Genomic DNA, 18,421 nt, shown 5'->3' on the forward strand with positions numbered 1-18,421 from the left:
GCAAGGTGCCCCCTTGCTTTGCGGCCCTCAAAGATCGGGTTCGTAGAAGTCCTGTTCGCCGCTCTCGATGCCGCCTTCGAGCAAGTCCCGCTCGGCCCGTTCGCGAGGATGTTGTCGCTCGTTCGGCCGCTCGATCGGCTGCGGCTTGAGATCGCCCGAACCGGGCTTGTCTCCTGGTATGGGTGCCTTCTCATCAGGGGATGGCTGCGCCCCGTCGGTAGCTTCACTCCTGCCAGAGAGAAGCGGTCCTGGAGGCAGTGTCGCAGCTGTTCCGCCCGCCGCGGTGGCTTCGGTGGCTGCCTCACCCCTGCTCTCATCAAGCGCTCCCCGCACCTCATGGGAAAGCGTGGCTCGGGGCTGTTCGTCGCCCTTCTGGCTTGCCTCGTCGGGCGTGGGCCTCACGCCCTTCAGGTCGAGCTTCAACTGCCGGGGAGCGACCGGCTTGCCGGCACCATCGTCATTCGCGGCCGGCGCACCTTCGGCGGGTTTGGATCGCGATGCAGGCGAAGAGGTGCCCGCTGCGGCTCCCTCATCCCGGGCAGTCGGCTGGGGGCCAGGTTCGGATGCTCGCGCAATGAACCCTTCTGCCAACCGGGGTAAACGGCGCGGCACCAGGGTCACCGGAGCGGCCGGGAATCCGTCCGGGAACTTGAGGTAGCCGGAGAGCCGCGGCAGGTTCATGAACTGGTCCGGAAGGAGCAGTGGTTCGATCTGACGCCGGGGGGTCAGGCTGACGGCGTCGCGAGCATTGTTGTAGCCGTAGCTGTACCCTTCCTCCATGTCGCGCACCTGCCGATGTCCGATAAAGTCGGAACACCAGGTCGCCGTCTCCCGGTCCGCGGTTGCAAGGATGAGCTTGCTTCGAGCCAGCGACGACAAGGTCATCGCCATGTTCTCGCCGTAGACCTCCTTGAGCTTGGCAAAGGCATGGACGCCCGTGACGATCGCTCCTCCGAAATTGCGTGCGGTCTGGAGCCCTTTTTCCAGCGCTGGCAGCCGGTGCAATGCTCCCAGTTCGTCGACCAGGAACCAGATTCTGAGATCCGGTGTGCGCTCCATGGTCATCAGCGTGTTCATCGCGGTGTCGAGCCACAAGGTGAGCAGCTGCGAACAGATCGACATGTCGACGTAGCGCGCGGACAGGAACAGGATCGATCCCGGAGCGGATATACCTCGGGTCCAGTCCCGCACCGAGAAGCGCGGGCTATTGTTGGGCAGCAACTTGAGCGCCTTGGCATTGGCGTTGAACACGGCCCGGATCGACTCCGCCATGCGCGCCGCTTCGGGAGCGGTCAGCGGGTCGGCCATGGTGCCGCGCATGAGCTTGTGGACCTGCGCAAGATCGGCGGTCATGAGCCGGGTCGCGAGCGCGTGGTTGGTGGCCTGCCCGGTGCGCTGGAGATGCAGGCACATCTCGACGAAGAGCATGCGGGCTGCGAGCACCCAGAATTGCTCTGAGCCGCCACCATCGTGTGGAACGAGCGCTTCGGCGGCGGCGTGGAATTCGCCCTCGCTGGCGCAGTCATGGAACACGCTCCAGGTAGGACAGCGGGCATCGAGCGGGTTCAGGATGATGTCGCGCTCGGGGTCGTAAAAGGCCTCAATGAACGCTCCGGTGAGATCGAAAACCACCGCGCGTTGCCCACGCGCCCGGGCCTCGGCGAGGAGCTGGCTCAGGGCCACGGTCTTGCCGGTGCCGGTTGTGCCGATCAGCATCGTATGGCTCTGCTCAAGGCGCCATGGCCAGGACACGCCGGCGAGATGAGCCGGGCTGTAAAAGCCTGCCTCTTCGGTCGCTGCAGCGCCTGCCAGCCGCCATTTCCAGCCGAGCGCGGCTTGCAGCTCGTGAGCCCGTTCTGTGCTGTTGTGCCGGTCGATTTCTGCCTCGAGCTCGTCAAGGGTGACAAGCATCGCGCCGCGCTCGTGCTTGCGCTCCTTTGATTTGCCGCCAAACCGTTCAGCGAACCACCAAAAGGCGATAAAGGCAGGGACGAGGATGAGCGCAGAAAGGCCCATGCCGCGCCGAATGGCGGTGCCGAGGGCAGCTACGGCGTCACGCATTGGAGGAAAGTCGCGAACGACATTGAATGGCAGGCGGACGGTGCCGCCACCGGCCAGTTTCAGCTCCACCAGCTTGCCGGGATCGAACTCCATGAAGGCGTAGCCCGAAGCATAGAGATGCATCCATGCGAGGTAGATTTGGTGGTCGGTAAGCGCCGTGGTCACCTCCCAACAGGAGAGCCAGGCGGCGACAATGAAAGTCACCAAGAGCGGCCCTTTGAGTCCGGCCGCAAACATGAAGCCGAAGTGGCCGAGGAGCTGGCTGCCGCGCGTGAAGTTGAGGAGATTACGCTTCATCGCTGCCTCCCTCGGGTGCGGAGGCGCTGAGCCCGAGCCGAGCGAGCCTGCGATTGTAGGCCTCGTGTGTTCGCTGCCGCAACGAGCCATCAGTATGGCTGGCCAGGAGCGCTTCGAGGGCTACCGTGATGAACAGGTTTTGCCGTGCCGGGTCGAGGGCGCCAGGCCGCTTTCGCGCTTCGTTTTCCCGCTGCCAGGCATCGACCAGTTGATCGCGAATGACGATGCTGACGGAGACCTGCTGATCCCGGGCTTTGCCCTTGATCCAGTCAGCAAGTGGGCGGGGTACGTAGGTCTGAAGACTGAGATGCCGATCCATGTTCTGGGGTCCAATTGACCCTTGCGAACCTGGTTCGATCTTGCGGAAGACAGCGATGAGAGTAAATCAGGAACATTGGCGCGTCAATCGCGATAAACTGAAGCTACTTCAGAGAGTTAGGCGGATTCAATTTGCGCATAAATCGCGAATCCAAGGCATGCTTCATTCTCAAATTGGTTTGACACCAGCCCAAAAATTCAGCGTATCACCCTGATATACCTATACTAAATCTGGCAGTGTCACTGCGTACGGTGTGCTCAGTCTACCATGCTGCGAGTGCGTGATCCGGTCACTTCGCCGAACATTCGGAAGGGGTTGAATGGCCTCGATAGCGCGGAGCCAAAGCGCGTGCGGGCGCCGATGCCCGCACTCCGCTCGTCGCAACTGATCCCGAGCGGAAACGAACCAACGGCGAGCAAAAAAAGGGCAGGAACCGTTCCCGGCTCCCACCCTTTTCGGCGTCAGAATTCATCCAGCATCGACCCGTGAATGGTGTGGACGACACGCGTCGCCAGGTGTGCCGGCAGGGCGCAGTAGTCGCCTTCATCGAGGGCGATATATCCGAGCTCGTCGTCTGCCACGATGTGCTGATTGAAGTAGCTGTGCAGTGCCCGGCGTTCGGCGAGTTCCAGGGCCTCGAAGTAGCTGCGGGATGAAGCAGCGCAAGGTGCAGAATAAGCCATAAAGATCCTCCTGAGGTTGTCTCGAACGACAGAAGGAAGTGCGATGTTCGTGCGCATGACGGGTCAGGGACCGCGCGTCGGCGCGGCCGCGTCAGCGGCGGTGGGGGAAACGATTTTGTCGGGGGAGGGATTCATCCCTTCTCCGGCAAAATGGTGGGGCCCTGCCGTCCTTGAGGCGGCATACGGACGGACATCATGCTGGGCATTCCGTGAGCCAGCCTCTCTACCCTCTCGGTTGCAGGGGGCGGCTTTAGTCGGGCGCCGCTTTTCTCATTTCCTACACCCTGGGCGCGGTGGCAAAGGAGCTATCGAGGGACCACAAAACAAGGGGGCGGAAAGGACTGACATGCCCCGCAAGAACAATCCGGTCGATGCCTTGAAGAAGCTCCGGGAACAGCGCGACGAACTGGCGGCCAAGGAAGCAAAGCTTCGCCACGAGGCTGCGACTGCCCTCGGCCACATTCTGATCGAGTGCGGCGCCGAGACAATCGATCCGGCGCAGTTGCGCCAGATTGTCCGCGCATCAATGGCGCTCGGGATCGAGGAAACGCTGAAGCGGATCGCCCCTGCGTAGCCCCAACCAGCGGCGGCAAGGGGTTCGATGCCCCGCGCCGCCGCATAGCCACCGAGCAAAAGAAAAGGCCCCGATGGCATCTGCCACCGGGGCCTTGTCGTGGGGTAAGGACATTCAGTCCTCGTCGATATCGGGAGCGCCCTCGTTGCCGCCCGAACGGCCCTTGGTGAGGAAGTCGACCTTGTCGGCGATGATCTCGCAGCCGTAGCGCTTGGTGCCGTTCTGATCCTCCCACTGCGTGTAGTGGATGCGCCCTTCGACCGTCACGAGCTGGCCCTTGGTGCAGAACTTGGCGACGTTCTGGCCGAGGCCGTTGAAGCAGGTGATCCGGTGGAATTCACTGTCCTTGGCGGTGTAGCCGTTTTCGTCCTTGTAGGTCTTGCCATCCTTGCGGGCGGGACGGTCGGTCACGACCGAGATCGAGGTGATGCTGGTTCCGCCCTGGGTGGTGCGGGTCTCGGGGTCGCGAGCGATGCGGCCAACGAGGATAACGAGATTGGTCATGGGCTTTCTCCTGATCGAGCAATCCGGGGCCATCCCGGCTGCAAAACCCGAGCAGAAGCGCCCCGCGGCGAAGCGCACCGAAGGGAAACCCGGAACTGGTTCGGGTGGTGCGGGCAGTCGGGCACGCAGCATCGCGCCGAAAAGTGGGAACCGGTTTTCGGCACCAGCGATGCGCAAAATCGTGCCCGGCAACTCGGCCGGACCTGATCCGGGTTGCGCGTCTCGACGGGGGGTGATTCAGGGACAGGTTTGCATCGAAGCCGGGTGGAGCTGGATGCCTAGAACAGGTTTGCCCTGCCTCGTTTCCATCCGGTCTTGGCTGGATCATCCCTGCCCGACCTTCCACTGGAGAACCCCTTCCTAGATCATCGTACTGACCGCTCCTCCAACCGGTGGCTCATTCCTGGACGAAACTGCTTCGTCGGAGAGATGCATGTCGATCGTCACCCCTTCAGCGCCGTCCAGAGGGTTGCCTCGAAGCATCCAGGCCTGCGGCGTGATCAAGCGCGCCCAATCGGCAAAGGATGGGATCGAGCCCAGGTCTTCGCGTACGTGCTGTTCGCCGACCAGACGCACCGGAACGACCCGGCCATCGGCATTGACGAGGGTCTCGCCGAACAGGGTTTCGAGCATGAATATCCCCTCGGCATGGTGCCGCAGCGCGCGGTGCCGTGGGTCTGCCAGGATTGCCTTGGACTGGTCGAACCACTGGTGCAGCGGGAGATAATCATCGACCGTGCCGCCCCATTTCCGGACCGACGAGAGAGCGTGGTAGTAGCAGTGGGCCATGCTTGATCTCCTAGAGCTCGGTCGAATGATCATCGGTGGCGATGAAGCGCAGACTGCAGTCGAGCACGAAAGTCGCCTCAGCCACATCAATCACCAGTTCGCCGCAGGCACCGTCGTTGATCTCCCAGCCAGGATGGTGACGTTCAAGCGCCAGGTAGGTCAGCTGTTCGAGTGCCTGCCCGAGTGATTGCGGCTCTGCGGAACCGTCACCATCCGAGTTGCCTGCTTCGTCTTCCAGAATGGTGACATCGGGGCACGCGATCGCGGCACCAGCGGTATCGAGGCACGCGCATTCCTCAACAGCACCGCTGTCGCCGCAGCCATCAAAGCGGATCTCGACGCGGGCGATGCCGGCTTCCTGCAAGCGCGGGAGAATGACGGTCTTGAGCTGCTGAATCTCTTCGACCACCTGGGTCTGCCGCTCGGCCTGGCGAACGGCAAAATCGGCCATCACAGCCTCGATATCGATCATGAACTGCCTCCTGTAGAAAGGAGCCAACGACCTCCGCTGGCTCAAACTGACAGGCGCGCGCCTTTCCTCTGATGGGCGACGCCAGCGCCGATCCGGCGCTGGCGCGAAGACCGACAGGGCCCTAGTCGGTCCTGGCCGAAGAGCTCTTCGGATTGGTACCGAGCGGCCCGCGCCGATCGACCACGGTGATCCGCCGGGCCTTGGCTTCGATCACCAGACGTTCGAGCACGCCATTGCCCGGAAAGGCGATGACGTAGCGCGGATCGAGGGAGAGCATCCGCTCGTTGCGCTTGAAGCCGGCACGGGCACCCAAGCGCATATCGAGCGAGAACGTGACCTGGGGGATGCCGCGCCGTTCGGCCCAGCTCGACGCCAGGCGGTCGACGCCCTTGGTGTCACCGCCATGGATGAGCACCATGTCGGGCACGCGGTCGCGGACCTTGTCGAGCGTTGCCCAAACGTTGTTGCCGAAGGTCAGTGCATCCTCTTCGCATCCATGACGGGTGCGCCCGCCAGCGAAGACGACCGGGGTTCCTTCGGGCACCGCTGCACGGCGTTTGGCCTCGGCACGGGCGCGCAGGAAATCGCGACCTTCGACGAGCGCAGAAGTCATCATGGCGCTGTGATTGAAACGCGAACTGGAGACCGGCTTCCAGGAGGAACCGAACTCATTGAGGTACAGGGCTGCTGCGACTTCGCGCATCTCTTCGAGCGCCAGCATGGCGCTTTCGGCGCACTGCGCCCGCTCGACCTGGGTCTCGAGTTCATGGGTGTGGACCTCGGATCCATCAGCCGTAGCAATCAGCGCTCGGACCTCGTCGGTCGCCCGGTCAAGGGCTGTCGATTTGCGTTCCGCCGAGCGGTGAAAGATATTGACGAAGGCCCAGCCGAGATCCTCGGCATCGGCTTCAAGAGCGGTCCCCGACACCATCGCGAAGAGATCTGACCAGACCGCTTCAAGGGTTTGGACAACAGCCTCCCGAACCGGGAAATCGCTTGTCGATACGGGAGCGGGGCCAATCGAGAAGCCGGCAAGATCGAGCCCGGCGAGTTGGTCGGCGAATGATGTGTGCATGGGATGTCCTCCTGACTGACGTGAGGCCGACGCACCCGTTCATGGCTGCGCCAGCGAGAGCCCGTCAGGGCCAGCATTCAGGCAGGATTGCGCACCCGTCAGGGGAAACCCGGCTTGGCGGGCTGGCGCGGGCAGGCCTTGAGCCCGAAGGGCCAAGGCCAACACGGGCCCGCCCAAGCCGGGTTGCGCAAGGCTGGCGGCTGGCCCAGGGCCTCTCTCGCATGGCGACAGACCAAGAGCGGCCGGCATAGTTCAGTCAGGGATGGCAACCCAGCGCCGCGACCAACCAACTCGCAGGCCTCAAGCTGCGCGCTTGGTGTAGACCCCCTCGCCGTTCGACATGTGCCCGAGGCAATCATAGTCGCCGAACATGGCATCGAAACGTGATGCGATCTGCGACAGCCAGCGCTGTGCCCGCGGTGAGCGGGCCGTGCGCCAATCGGCGTCCCAATAGGCGCCGTCATCACGCTCCACGATCCAGACGGCCACCAGCCCGCCGTAGACCGATACGCCGAAATCCGCATAGGCATTGCGCATGAGGATCCGGTCCTCCCGGCCGCGCCAGCCGTCGTGCGGGATCAGCGAAGGGAAGGCTTTGCCAACCCGCTCGCGCAAGTCCTCGCGCAGCCATTCGTACTCGAATTCCCAGTCGTCCTCGGCTTCGACCTCGAGAACCGTGAATGCGACGATTGCGCCGCTGGGATAGCTGACCGATCGGCCCATGATATCCTCCCTCAGGCCGCGAGCGCAGCGTCGTCTGACGCGTCGTCAAACTGGCCAGGGGTGACCCTCCCGCCGAGCTTGAGCAGCAGGCTCGCGGCTTCTTCGGCCTTGGCTGCAGCGGTCAGGATGGCGCGGTCGTCATCCTTCAGAAGCTTTAGCCAATGCTCGATATAGCTTGCGTGGCTATCGAGGTGCGTGACCGGCAGCCCCAGCTCGGCGCCCAGCATGGCGCTTGCGAGTTCGGCGACCAGTTCCTCGGCGGCATAGGCAGCCGTACCGAAACGGTTCTTGAGATCGCGTCCCAAGCGGCTCGCATGGCCGGTCCAGTGCGACAGTTCGTGGGCAAGTGTGGCGTAGTAGTGATCGAACCCATTGAACAAGCTGGCCGGCGGCATCGTGACGCGATCCGCGGTCGGTTCATAGTAGGCCTCGCAGCCCTGATGACGCAAATTGACCGGGATGGCAGCAAAGAAGGCGTCGAGGTCGGCTTCGCGCCCTGCGGGCTCAACCAGTTCGAGCGTTGCAGCCGGATGGAAGTGCTCGGGCAGACCTTCGACCTGATCGGCATTGAAGACCGGATAGGCTTTCAGCACCCGGCGGGCTTCGTCGGTCTTTTCGCCGGTATCGGGGGCTTCCACCTCTTTGGTGTAGCTCTTGTAAAAGATCGCGATGGTCGACTTCTCGCCCTTGCGGACCTGGCCGCCGAGCGATTTTGCCTGATTGTAGGTCATCCAGAATGGCGAGGCGTAGCCGCACATGTCGGCCACCATCCACAGCCAGAACACGTTCATGCCCCTGTACGGTATCCCGCAGGCCCGCAAGGGCCGGGAGACCGGGACACCGCGCCATGGCTTGATCCACGGCTTCGTGCCTGCTTCCAGACGGGCGATGATTTCCTGGGTGATACGGGCAGCGGGCGACAGGCCGCCGCCCTGCTCCTTGCGATAGGCCATGATGGTTCTCCTGATTGAGGCATCTGGACAGTCGGCGACAGGTTCGCCGGTCAGTGCCACAGGTTCACGGGCCCCCTCTGCTCTGCTTCCAAAAAGGAAGCGGCCCTCCGGCGTAAGCCGAAGGACCGCTTCTCGAGGTACGAGTGGCCTTGCCTGTCAGGAGGAGGTCAGGCGGCCAGCTCGCGGGGGGTATGAGTTTCCTTGTCGACACCGAGCTCAGCGTCGCTTGCGTCGATCTCGGCTTCGCCAGCCTCCGGCGCAGCGGAGCCGAAGCGCATGACCTCAGGCACCCAAGCCAGGGCCTTTTCACGAACTTCGACCTCAGTGATGTAGGTGCCGGCGAAGACGCGCTCGGCGCTCATCGCGAGGTCACCCTTCTTGACCGAGGCAAAGCGCGAAGAGAGTTCGAGACCGCCGACATCGGTCAGCGCATCGAGGATCACCTGCTTCGACACTCGGTCGAAGTAGTTGGCTGCTGTCGGGCGCCACCACTGTGCCATATCGATGCCGATCAGGCTACCAAGGTGATCCTGGAACGGCAGCTGACGCTCGCCCGTCATGTTGAGGCTTGCCTCGAGCGACCGGGCAACGACAAAGCCAAGCCAGGCGGCCCGGCTTTCATCGGGCAGCGCCCGAAACAGATCGAAGCGGGCAGTCGCATCGGTGCCTGCACGCCAGCTTTCGTCGAGACTGGACCTGAGCACGGCCAGCGCGCCGCTCGCCGGAGCATCCTTGGCCTCGAAGCCAATGATCGGCCCTGCCGGAAGAGGCGCACGCAGCGTGGTTGCAGCCCGCGCCCGCCAGTCGTGCGTATCGGCATCAGCCAGCGTGAAGACCATGACATCGAGCGCAAGCCCGGGGTCAGAGGCAACATGCAGCGCAAGGACGTCGCGGCGCTGCATCGCGAGTTCGTCGACCAGACGTTTCGACAAGGTGGTCCGGCGCCTGTCCGAACCTTCTTCGCCTGCAACGACTTCGATCCCGTCGTCGGCTTCGGTGGGTTCAGCCTGACGCTCGCCGTAGAACACCGGCTGGAGAACCGGCGTGCCATCGCGGGAGAGCACCAGCACCATTCCTGCCTCGGCCTTGAGCTCGGGCGCGATAACCGGCGGTCGGGCACGGATTTCCTGGCATTCGCGTTCGATGGCCTCGATGGCCGCCTCGGCCGCTGCCACGGCCTCTTCGGCACTGTCCTCATCCTCGCGGATCGCCGCATGTTCGTCATAGGAGGCATCGAGATCGTCGAGCCGCGTCAATTCGGCTTCGGTCAGCGGCGCCGGTTCGGCGGGAAGCCTGACCAGCCCTTCGACCAGATCGTGGCTGGCATAGGGATCGAGCGTCGGCTTGACCCAGGCAAGACCCTGCTCGGCGGCGAGGGCTTTGGCCTGCTCTTCCATCTTTGCCGTCGCGAGGCTCTCGAGCAGCGCAACATCGACCCAGGACTCGCTGTCGTCGTCATCGAACAGTTCGCGCTCGATCCGGCCGCCGGCAGCGACGTAGGCATCGCGGCCGATAAGCCGTGCTCGTGGATCGCTGCCTCGGACAGTCCCGGAGAGGACCATGCGCCTAACGCTGTCGGGATTGGGCGCATAGTAGGCCGAGGAGACCTGCTCGAAGACGCGGGTCTGGATCTCCTGGTCCGAGGTCGCGCCAAAGGCTTTGGCGATGTCGAGAGTGATCTGGCCTGAGGCAAGGGCCTCGAACACGACCGGCGCAAGCGTTGCAAGGCGCAGACGGCCCTCGACAAAGCGGACCGTCAGACCGAAGCGGCGGGCAACATCTTCAACCGTCGCACCTCCTACCACCACCGCGGCAAAGGCCTGGGCCTCATCGGCTGGGTTCATGGCCAGACGGTGGAAGTTCTCTGCGAGGCTGGTTTCGATCGCGGCCTCAGCGCTGTCTTCGAGCACGAGGCAGGTGACTTCGTGATCGCGGGAAAGGATCTTTTCGTCGGCGAGCGCGAGCATCGCGCGGCGGCGACGCTCCCCAGCTTCGACCTCGAACTTGCCCTTGGCGGCGGGCCTGACGATGAGGTTCTGCAGCAGGCCGCAGGCTGCGATGCTGGCCTTGAGCTCGGTTTCGGCAGCTGGATCGCCGTGACGGCGGACATTGCGGGGAGACTGGACGAGCCTGTTCAGCGGGATCGACTTGATCATGGGACACACTCCTGATTGTGAGCCCGGTGCATCGACCATCGACGCCCAAATGGCTCAATCAGGGCAAAGCCCGCTCCACTCTTGTGCTTTCGCAGCAAATCTTCCGATAGCCACGGGCAATGACGAATGGCTATGGTTGCGGGCGATCCGGTTGGGCTCCTTTTAGGCTAGGGTCTCGCATTCCTCCTGCTGAGTTTACAGTGATGCATGGCTTCCGGTTGCATCCGCTGAATTCGTCTAAAGCCTTCTCAGTGACTTACTAATCTGAGGATCGCATGATAGCAGCATAACTGGGGTTCAATTGAAAAAGCTGGAATTCATGGGGGGATCCTTTGGCTCGCGGACCTAAAATCGGATCTTCGGACATTGCTCGGATTATTGAGCAAGCCGATATTGCAAGTGTCGCCGTGCGGCTTGGACTGCAGGTGGACAGCAGGTCCCGGCAACCGCGCCGTGCCATTTGCCCGTTCCATGATGACAAGGATCCGTCGTTAAATCTCTATCGCGGTGGCGTAGGGCGAGCTGAGCGCGACCATTATCATTGTTTCGTCTGCGGCGCTCATGGCGACGTCGTCTCCCTCATTCAGAATTATGAGAAGGTCTCGTTTTGGGAGGCGGTTCAGCGCCTCGCTTCGATTGAGGGTGTCGAGATAAGTTCTGTGCGCCAACCGGTCGTCAATCGTACGACTGGAGCGGCCCTTCTCGCGCGAAGCCTCGATGATATGCCGGCGACGGACCCAAAGTTCATCGCCTTTTGCGAGGAGCGAGGGTTCGATGTGGACTTTCTTCGCAGAAGAGGCGCGGCAAAATCAAGTCTCGACGATCTGATAAAACGCGCGAGAGTCGACCGCACGATCGAGGAGCAGCTCGTCGAGGCAGGCGTGCTTCGACGCGACGATGCCGGTGACCAGGTCGCCGATCTCTACGGACCAAAGTTGCGCGGCTTCTTTAGCGGCAGTCGCATCGTGTTTCCGATCGACGGGCCGCAGGGCGAGATTGTCGGTTTCGCTGCGCGCGCGCTTGACGATCAAAAACCAAAATATCTCTATTCATACGACTTTCCTCGCAGGAAATCGCTTTATGGCGAAGGACGCCTGCTCAAGGCACTTCAGGACATGCGTCTTACTGGCCGGCGTGAAGTCATTAGTATATATCTTGTGGAGGGAATTTTTGATGTCCTCCGTCTCGAACAGATGGGTCTTCATGCGTTAGGCGTTCTCGGCGCGCAGATCACGCCGGGCCAGATCGAACGCATCATCCGAATTCAGGAATTAGTTGCCGAATTTGATGGCGAGCTCCGCTTTTACATCTTTTTCGATTGGGATGATGCCGGCAAGCGCGGTGCGTACGATGCCGTGCTGCATCTCCTCAAGTTATTGGAACATGGTCATCCATTCGATCTGACAGTCATCTCCACACCGGCGGGAACCGTGGCTAAGGTTGATCCCGACACTTACTTGCGCGGTAAATCCTCTGAAACGGCGCGGGATCTGCTAGCGGCAGCGGGCGCTGGGCCACTTGAATTTCTTGCAGCTTATCGATTGGGGACAGAGCCCTCCAAGCTAGATTGGTCGTCGGTCAACCGCCTCCGGCTCGCATCGATTGCCCGAAGCGTCGCATATTCGCTGCGCGACCTGGACTGGGCGCGGATCATCGCCACATTACCAATCGCAGATCAACATTCTGGCCTGGCTCAGTTCGCGGCCTTGGTAAGCAGCTATGGGGGCCGGCAGGCTGCGTCGTCGCAGGCGCCGCAGCTTCTTGAGCAGTTTCGCGATCCTGCAGACGATCGCTCAGACCTTCTCACCGCACTGACACTCGGACGCTCGTCGACTTCGCGCCGAGAGTATCCCCTTGATGACGAAGCTTGGGAACGACTTGCGATCGCTGCGTCCCCTCTTTTTCACATCCATCGGGCGAGGCTGGCAGCGGCGGACGGGCCTTCGAGCCCGCTCCTGACGCGGCATTTGCCCAAAGGAGACGGTAAATACAGGCTCAAGGCCGGACCCGTTGCGCACGACGCAATTCTTCAGCAATATGCGCTAATCGAATTGCTGCGGGACCGCGACGATTGTCCAAGGTTTGCGGACAGCATCCCGGCCATACGATATGCGCGCGATTGTGTACTCGATGGGGGCATCTACAAGACCGGCAATGGGCGCCGACAACCCGCGTTGAGCTTTGCCTACCAGATCGACATGGCGATCGTAAACGGACTTACGCCGCCAAGGCGTGAGGGTATCTTTCGACCCTATTTCGAATGTTGGCGCTCGTTCATCGATTTTCTCGATGGTCGTATCAGGCGTTTTCGTCATGACGAGATGCAAATCCTGCGCCTCGACATTACTGGCTTTTACGATCACATTCGATCCGACATATTCAGCGATGCTCTCGCACAACCGCTCGAACGCGCACTCCACTGCCTGAATTTTGCAGATGGCGATATTGGTTCGTTCGCGCCCTTGCTCGCTCCTTCCGAACGTGCGGATGCGGTGGGGCGATCCGAAGTTTTCACCCGGTTCTTGCTCCAGCACAGCTTCGGACTTCGCTATTTCAACCCAGTTTCCGGCGAGGAAGCTATACAGGAGGCAAAGCGGGGCATTCCGCAGGGGCCTGACCTTTCCGCCTACCTCGCAAATATCGCTCTTTTCGACCTCGACGACATGATGGGCGCCGAGATTGCCAGGCTTAATGAGGCTGACACCGAACAAGGCGAGACAGAGGACCAAGACCGATGCTCGGCCGCCTACGCCCGCTACGTCGATGACGTTGTCATAATCTGCCGGGATTTCGAGACTGCCGCTCAACTTCGTCGCAAAGTTGAATCTCTGATTGCGCTCAAGGGTTTGTCGCTCAATCGCAAGAATGTGACGCCCCCACCGATGACGCGGGCGCAGGCGCGCGGCTGGATCACCGACAATCGTGCAGGTTTCGGTTTTTCCGGACCGCTTGCCGATTTGCCGACGACCGAGGCTATGGACCCGCTTGCCGACGCAGGCGAAATCGATCGGCGCACGGCGCTCGGTCTTCTGTTTGATCCGGATCTCGACAATCCGGGAAATGCCGAGATTGGGGTCGCCAAGATCAGCATCGCACTTACTGCGGCAGACATCCGGTTTAACGACCGCGCCAATGCATATCGACGCCTATGGTGCTTCGCGTCTGACAGACTGACTGACACCTCGGGCGAAAGTCTGGCTGCGTCCTTTGCAGAGCTACTCGCCAGGGCAGAACCCCGCGCATTGCTACTTGCAACCGAAACTGACCGGCTCGACATCGCTTTGGCGGCAATGGAGGGCCTAGACAGGGCGTTGCGTTTCGCGGTTCCTCCGGGCACATTCGGTGAAGAACTGTGCGAACGCATTGCGCGCAACCTGCAGACCTTATCTGCCTCGGTACTTGACGATCCGTTTACACCGCTCGAAGCACTGCTGCTTGGCAGCAACGATGGCCGGCTGCTTTCACGTTTCGACACGCGCTGCCAGATCGGAATTATCGCCTGCCTCGCCGCCGAGCAGCTGGGACCGCGCGAACGCACGTTCCAGTTCACGCACCTGCACAAGTTTCTTCTGCCGAATATAGGTGGCGGTCAGGCCCTACCGGAGGGCTTGCTACATTCACTTCTTAAGCACGACGCCGCGTTCGAACGCCAGTTGCCGACCCTCGTCGTCGCGAGCGGGCAATCATCGGATGCAGCCTTCTCCCGTCTTAATCAGACACTGGTCGAACTCCAGCGCGCAGCAGCCCATGGTGAGGATGAAGGTCCAGGCTCATTTACGCGATCCGAGCTGCGTGACCCCAACGAAGTCGTCAACGCTACACAATCGATCCTAAGCATCTGGGCTCCGGGGAATGATATCGATGGAGGTACAGAGCCTCCGACCGAAATCGAACTTGATGCAGCAGCGACGTTGGTCAACGTCACGTACGCCGTGTTTGGCGTTATCGCATCGCGTCGACCACGGTTGACACGGTTGATTGCTGGCGCGCCGGGCGCGATGCCATTGCCCTCGCCACCGGGCCTTAAGTCCTCCGGAATTCTGTTGTGGTGTCCTAATGGTCGCTTACTGCTCGCGTCGCCCGACGCAGCAGAAGCCCCGCCGGTTGGCGTGACTTGGACGGATTTGAATGAGCAGACTGTGCCTGGCGTCGCCTTGCGAGAAGCGACACTCCCCGCAGGCTGCAGACTGTTAGTCGAGAATGACCGGAGATGGTCGCCGGCAGAAATCGCAAATCTCTACCGCGCGGGGTTCACCCTGTTCGCGCAACAACTCAATCTCGATGCCGAACGTGTGCCAGTCCCGACAGCGTTCTCATTCTTCGCTAACATCGCAGATGACGTTATCGACTTTTCGAGCGTGCAGCTAATTTCATGGCCGGCGCCTCGGTCAAGCGTCGACGGCCACGCGTTCGTCCGTGTCGGGCCCTCGCTGGAGGCGCGCGGCGTTTACTCGGATGGAGCGGACTTGTGGCGCTATGGCTGGGCCGTGCGGGACGCCTGTAACCGCGCCGAGCCATCCCATGACGATGACGCCGGGATGGATGCCCAGGCCGCAACTGCGCTGGATGAGGATTTCCATCGGCGAGAAGCTATCGTCGCGCGCGTGCTTCCCCGGCTTTCTGGGGCCGATCGGTGGGGGCCGGGCGAGGGTGCGCCAGATAATCCGATCCCTACGCGCATCCGCCGCGCCCTGGCGTTGCTCGAGAGTTTCGATCGTGCCGGCACCGCTGCCGAAGCGGCGTCCTGCTTGGTCGCAGCCGTCTCTGAAGGAATGTTCATGAGCGAGCGCATAAATGCGCTCGACGACCTTACTTCGAACGGTAATGCAGCCGAGCTTCTTGCTCGAGCGACCAGAAGGGTGAGCCGCGCGCTTCCTGAAGCTGCTAAGCACTGGGACATTACTACCCCGCACTCGCTGCCGCACCGACGTAGCGCCGCGGCTTGGCAGACACTGTCAGTGGCAATCGGGAATGCGGGCACAAACATCCCTGGCGACGCCGCGGACTCGCTAAATGCGCTGGAAGCTGGTGCCGAAACACTCGCTGCAATCGCGGATCTGCGGGCGCTAGCATTTGAAATCGCGGCCGGCTTGCCCGAGGACTCGCTTAACCTTCTCGCCGATGCCGAGTTTGATCTTGCTTGGGTATCGGACATCGTGGGCCTTGATCTAATCATGATCAATGAGGGGTCGGCAACCACCGACCCCAGTCTCGCCATTCAGGTTACCAGGGTCGTGCGCGCGTTCTGCCAAGTGGTTCTAGGCCAACGCGGGGGGCTCAATTTCGTACGCGACCAGATCACGCCGTCCGGCTGGGTCGTGCTGGTCGCTATACTCATCCAAGTCGTGCCCGTACGCCAGCTAGGCAATTTTACCCGCCCGACCCTATGGCAGATACATTCTGGACCTGCCGGTGCTGAAGCTGCGCTCCAAGGCCTCCTGCGGTATTTTGCTAGCAGCTCGGAAGCGACCGCGAACGCCCCCAATTGGCCGTGGGACGTGTTCGAGCAACTTCTTCTGCAACGCCCCTCCGATCTGCCATCGCTTCTGCGGCAAGTCACCGACTCGACGGCAATCAGCGTTAGCGATGAAATATCTTGGTCGAATCCCCGAACTGGCGACAGCCAAGCCGACCGTCCGATCATGCGCCTGGCCGACGGCAGTTCCGTCAGCCTTGCCGAGTGGCAGATTGATGTGTCTTATGTGCGAGGCGAACGTGGCGCTTCGATGGAGGCCTATCCGGTCGGCAGCCGGATGCGCTTCCCGTATTCGATCTCGCGCCGCGGCGATCAAATCCTTGGCCTGCATCTCGTTTCGCGCAAGCTTGGCGAGGCCGCATTCGGAGGATCACTCCAGACTGAGTCATCTCCTGCGGAGCGCCGGTCGGTGCCGGAAGTCATGCCTGTTCCGGTAATCGTTGAAGGCACTTTAGAGGATCCCTCTACCGGCCAGGACCCCGCGACCTCGCTAGAAAATACCATAGTTCCATCCGCGCAGTCCGATCTGATTACGCTGGATGAGGCATTGGCGCTTATCGACAGAAAGCGCGTCCGATCCTGGAGCGATCGTTCCGTTGCCAAGAATTTCGGCACGCATCGAGTTGCGCTGGTCCAATGGGATGTTGCCGACAGCTATTACAGCCCGGGACACAAGGGTGGGGTTTACGAAGGTTTGGTCTCTCCCTCCGGTGACAAGCCAGCTGACCCGGCAACCGTTAAGAATGGCGGCGTATTTCTTTCGACGTCTGAACACCGCCGCCGCGCGCTGATCCGGGAAGTTCTGAAGGCCTGCGCGGAGTTCAAGGTCGATGGCCTCGTATTCCCGGAATACAGTCTCCGACCGGAAACGATCAACTGGCTTGCGCGTCAGCTTAAGACGCAACCACGGCAAATTACCGTTTGGTGCGGCACCTTCAGAGTTCCCAATGCGACACAACTCGACCTGGATTTCAGTGATAACGCGACGGCCCCCTATAGGTCGTCCATCGACGGACCGTTACCACCGGGGATCAACCGTTGGGAGGCGCATACAGCCGTTTTGACCTGTCTGCAGGCGAAGGTCGATGACCGCGCGATCGTGAAAGTGGAGCATTATGCGCGGCAGAAGCGCTACCCATCCGCTGCGGCCGGCGAATTGATCAGGCCGCCATTCGACCAGCCATGGCACCCGTTGCTGGTCGACGAAAGGGATCCGTTCAAGCTGGGGACGTTCTCATTGGAACTCGTCTGCTCGGAGATGTTTCCGCATGCCAGCAGCGCGAACTTCGTCGGCATCATTGAGGAAAACAACGAACTCGCTGACCGATACGGCCTAGGCAAGGGCGGCGAGACAATGTTCAACCATGTCAGCAATGACATTTACGAGTTCGCTCGATGGACGGCGTTTCGCAACGCAGCCAAGGTCGCCGGTGACACCAACCGCGCGCTTCTTAGAGGCGAAGCGCTCCAGCGGACGCTGATTGTCCTTCCCGCCATGACGACCCGATCGGCCGATTATCATATTTTCGGGCAAAACCAGTATCTGGCTGCTGGACTGGTCACTGCATTTTGCAATGCCGTCGTACCGCATGCGAGTTGCGGTCAGAGCGGCTTCATTGGCCTCGACGGGTGGAAGCGGACCGAAGGGATCAAGACGCCCTACGGATCCAAGGCTCCGGGCATCTTCCAGCTTGGCGATTCACACAGCGGCCCCTTAGGCGACACCGAAGCGGCTATGGTCATTGCCGACCTAGACTTGCTAAGAACCACGGATCAGCGCCCCCGACCGCATTATCAGCATCGGTCTTTGCGGCTTGTCGCGCATCTTCCAATCTTTTTCGCGACGGAAAAGGGGGGGCATGCCGGCGTCGGCGCATATCCAAACAAGCAGCGTCAGCCCCGGTCACGGACGATCGATGGGAAAGCATTCACCTTTGCGGAGGCACGCAGCAAGCTCGCCAAGGCGCTAGAACTCGAATCCGTCTGGCGGGCGAAACTGAATGTCGCTTCCCGCGATGAGGAACCGTCACCGGAATATCAGGCCGCCATCGCCGAAACGCTAGCGGCGCTTCGCGTGCTTGAGGAGTTTGCGGACGATCCTGCCTGGCTCCGTAAACGGACCGATTCCTTCAGATCCGAACGCTATGAAATGCCGCCAATGACACCATTGCCGGCTCTCGTCGATTGGCTGTACGTCGATGATCGATGGCTGCCGGGAACGAACAGTGCGGTGGCTCCGGTCGAAGGGGAAGACCCGCTGAAAAGCGACAAGCCATTGCTTGGCGTCCCTCGCTCGATGCAGGACGAACCACCGCGGGGCATCGGCTGACGTGGAGCGA

12 protein-coding genes are annotated in these 18,421 nt (G+C 61.5%); 2 read left to right on the forward strand and 10 right to left on the reverse strand.

Going from position 1 to position 18,421, the window contains the following annotated elements:
* Positions 1–27: 27 nt before the first annotated feature.
* The 3 genes from AACH40_RS02785 to AACH40_RS02795 form a co-directional block, all read right to left on the reverse strand.
* The gene (locus AACH40_RS02785) at positions 28–2,358 is read right to left on the reverse strand and encodes a type IV secretion system DNA-binding domain-containing protein (protein ID WP_338644108.1); all 2,331 of its coding nucleotides are present in this window, start codon (positions 2,356–2,358) and stop codon (positions 28–30) included.
* Positions 2,348–2,677, reverse strand: coding sequence for a hypothetical protein (locus AACH40_RS02790; RefSeq protein ID WP_338644109.1), 330 nt, complete (start codon positions 2,675–2,677; stop codon positions 2,348–2,350). Before AACH40_RS02790 ends, AACH40_RS02785 begins: the two co-directional genes overlap by 11 nt.
* 461 nt (positions 2,678–3,138) lie before the next feature.
* Complete coding sequence (locus tag AACH40_RS02795) at positions 3,139–3,360, reverse strand: hypothetical protein (RefSeq protein ID WP_070156248.1); 222 nt, start codon at positions 3,358–3,360, stop codon at positions 3,139–3,141.
* A 346-nt stretch (positions 3,361–3,706) separates the two neighbouring features.
* On the opposite strand from AACH40_RS02795, the gene AACH40_RS02800 reads away from it, so the two are divergent.
* On the forward strand, positions 3,707–3,934 hold the full coding sequence (locus AACH40_RS02800) for a DUF6437 family protein (protein ID WP_338644110.1): 228 nt from the start codon (positions 3,707–3,709) through the stop codon (positions 3,932–3,934).
* 114 nt (positions 3,935–4,048) lie between these two features.
* On the opposite strand, the gene AACH40_RS02805 is transcribed toward AACH40_RS02800, so the two are convergent.
* The 7 genes from AACH40_RS02805 to AACH40_RS02835 all read right to left on the reverse strand — a co-directional run bounded on the left by AACH40_RS02805 (position 4,049) and on the right by AACH40_RS02835 (position 10,606).
* Positions 4,049–4,438 (reverse strand): single-stranded DNA-binding protein, encoded by a 390-nt coding sequence (locus AACH40_RS02805; RefSeq protein WP_338644111.1) that lies wholly within the window; start codon positions 4,436–4,438, stop codon positions 4,049–4,051.
* A 360-nt stretch (positions 4,439–4,798) separates the two neighbouring features.
* Positions 4,799–5,227 carry a DUF6915 family protein gene (locus tag AACH40_RS02810; RefSeq protein WP_338644112.1) on the reverse strand — a complete coding sequence of 143 codons (429 nt, stop codon included), beginning with the start codon at positions 5,225–5,227 and terminating at the stop codon, positions 4,799–4,801.
* Between the two features lie 10 nt (positions 5,228–5,237).
* A complete protein-coding gene (locus AACH40_RS02815; protein WP_338644113.1) occupies positions 5,238–5,699 on the reverse strand; it encodes a DUF6878 family protein in 462 nt (153 codons plus the stop codon).
* A gap of 121 nt (positions 5,700–5,820) precedes the next feature.
* A complete protein-coding gene (locus AACH40_RS02820) occupies positions 5,821–6,774 on the reverse strand; it encodes a DUF2493 domain-containing protein (protein WP_338644114.1) in 954 nt (317 codons plus the stop codon).
* A gap of 300 nt (positions 6,775–7,074) precedes the next feature.
* Positions 7,075–7,497 carry a hypothetical protein gene (locus AACH40_RS02825; protein ID WP_338644115.1) on the reverse strand — a complete coding sequence of 141 codons (423 nt, stop codon included), beginning with the start codon at positions 7,495–7,497 and terminating at the stop codon, positions 7,075–7,077.
* A gap of 11 nt (positions 7,498–7,508) precedes the next feature.
* Entirely contained in the window at positions 7,509–8,450 is a 942-nt protein-coding gene (locus AACH40_RS02830) for an ArdC family protein (protein ID WP_338645900.1), read from the reverse strand.
* 167 nt (positions 8,451–8,617) lie between these two features.
* Positions 8,618–10,606 (reverse strand): ParB/RepB/Spo0J family partition protein, encoded by a 1,989-nt coding sequence (locus tag AACH40_RS02835; RefSeq protein WP_338644116.1) that lies wholly within the window; start codon positions 10,604–10,606, stop codon positions 8,618–8,620.
* Between the two features lie 332 nt (positions 10,607–10,938).
* Between AACH40_RS02835 and AACH40_RS02840 the strand changes: the two genes are divergently transcribed.
* Positions 10,939–18,411 carry a CHC2 zinc finger domain-containing protein gene (locus AACH40_RS02840; RefSeq protein ID WP_338644117.1) on the forward strand — a complete coding sequence of 2,491 codons (7,473 nt, stop codon included), beginning with the start codon at positions 10,939–10,941 and terminating at the stop codon, positions 18,409–18,411.
* Positions 18,412–18,421: the final 10 nt, after the last annotated feature.

The organism is Novosphingobium olei (assembly GCF_037076535.1).
In the GTDB taxonomy this organism is placed as follows: domain Bacteria; phylum Pseudomonadota; class Alphaproteobacteria; order Sphingomonadales; family Sphingomonadaceae; genus Novosphingobium; species Novosphingobium olei.

Excerpts from the sequence above, each read along its gene's own strand:
- AACH40_RS02810 (WP_338644112.1), bottom strand. The coding sequence starts at position 5,227 with ATGGCCCACTGCTACTACCACGCTCTCTCGTCGGTCCGGAAATGGGGC.
- AACH40_RS02835 (WP_338644116.1), bottom strand. The coding sequence starts at position 10,606 with ATGATCAAGTCGATCCCGCTGAACAGGCTCGTCCAGTCTCCCCGCAAT.
- AACH40_RS02805 (WP_338644111.1), bottom strand. The coding sequence starts at position 4,438 with ATGACCAATCTCGTTATCCTCGTTGGCCGCATCGCTCGCGACCCCGAG.
- AACH40_RS02800 (WP_338644110.1), top strand. The coding sequence starts at position 3,707 with ATGCCCCGCAAGAACAATCCGGTCGATGCCTTGAAGAAGCTCCGGGAA.
- AACH40_RS02785 (WP_338644108.1), bottom strand. The coding sequence starts at position 2,358 with ATGAAGCGTAATCTCCTCAACTTCACGCGCGGCAGCCAGCTCCTCGGC.
- AACH40_RS02820 (WP_338644114.1), bottom strand. The coding sequence starts at position 6,774 with ATGCACACATCATTCGCCGACCAACTCGCCGGGCTCGATCTTGCCGGC.
- AACH40_RS02790 (WP_338644109.1), bottom strand. The coding sequence starts at position 2,677 with ATGGATCGGCATCTCAGTCTTCAGACCTACGTACCCCGCCCACTTGCT.
- AACH40_RS02815 (WP_338644113.1), bottom strand. The coding sequence starts at position 5,699 with ATGATCGATATCGAGGCTGTGATGGCCGATTTTGCCGTTCGCCAGGCC.
- AACH40_RS02830 (WP_338645900.1), bottom strand. The coding sequence starts at position 8,450 with ATGGCCTATCGCAAGGAGCAGGGCGGCGGCCTGTCGCCCGCTGCCCGT.
- AACH40_RS02825 (WP_338644115.1), bottom strand. The coding sequence starts at position 7,497 with ATGGGCCGATCGGTCAGCTATCCCAGCGGCGCAATCGTCGCATTCACG.
- AACH40_RS02795 (WP_070156248.1), bottom strand. The coding sequence starts at position 3,360 with ATGGCTTATTCTGCACCTTGCGCTGCTTCATCCCGCAGCTACTTCGAG.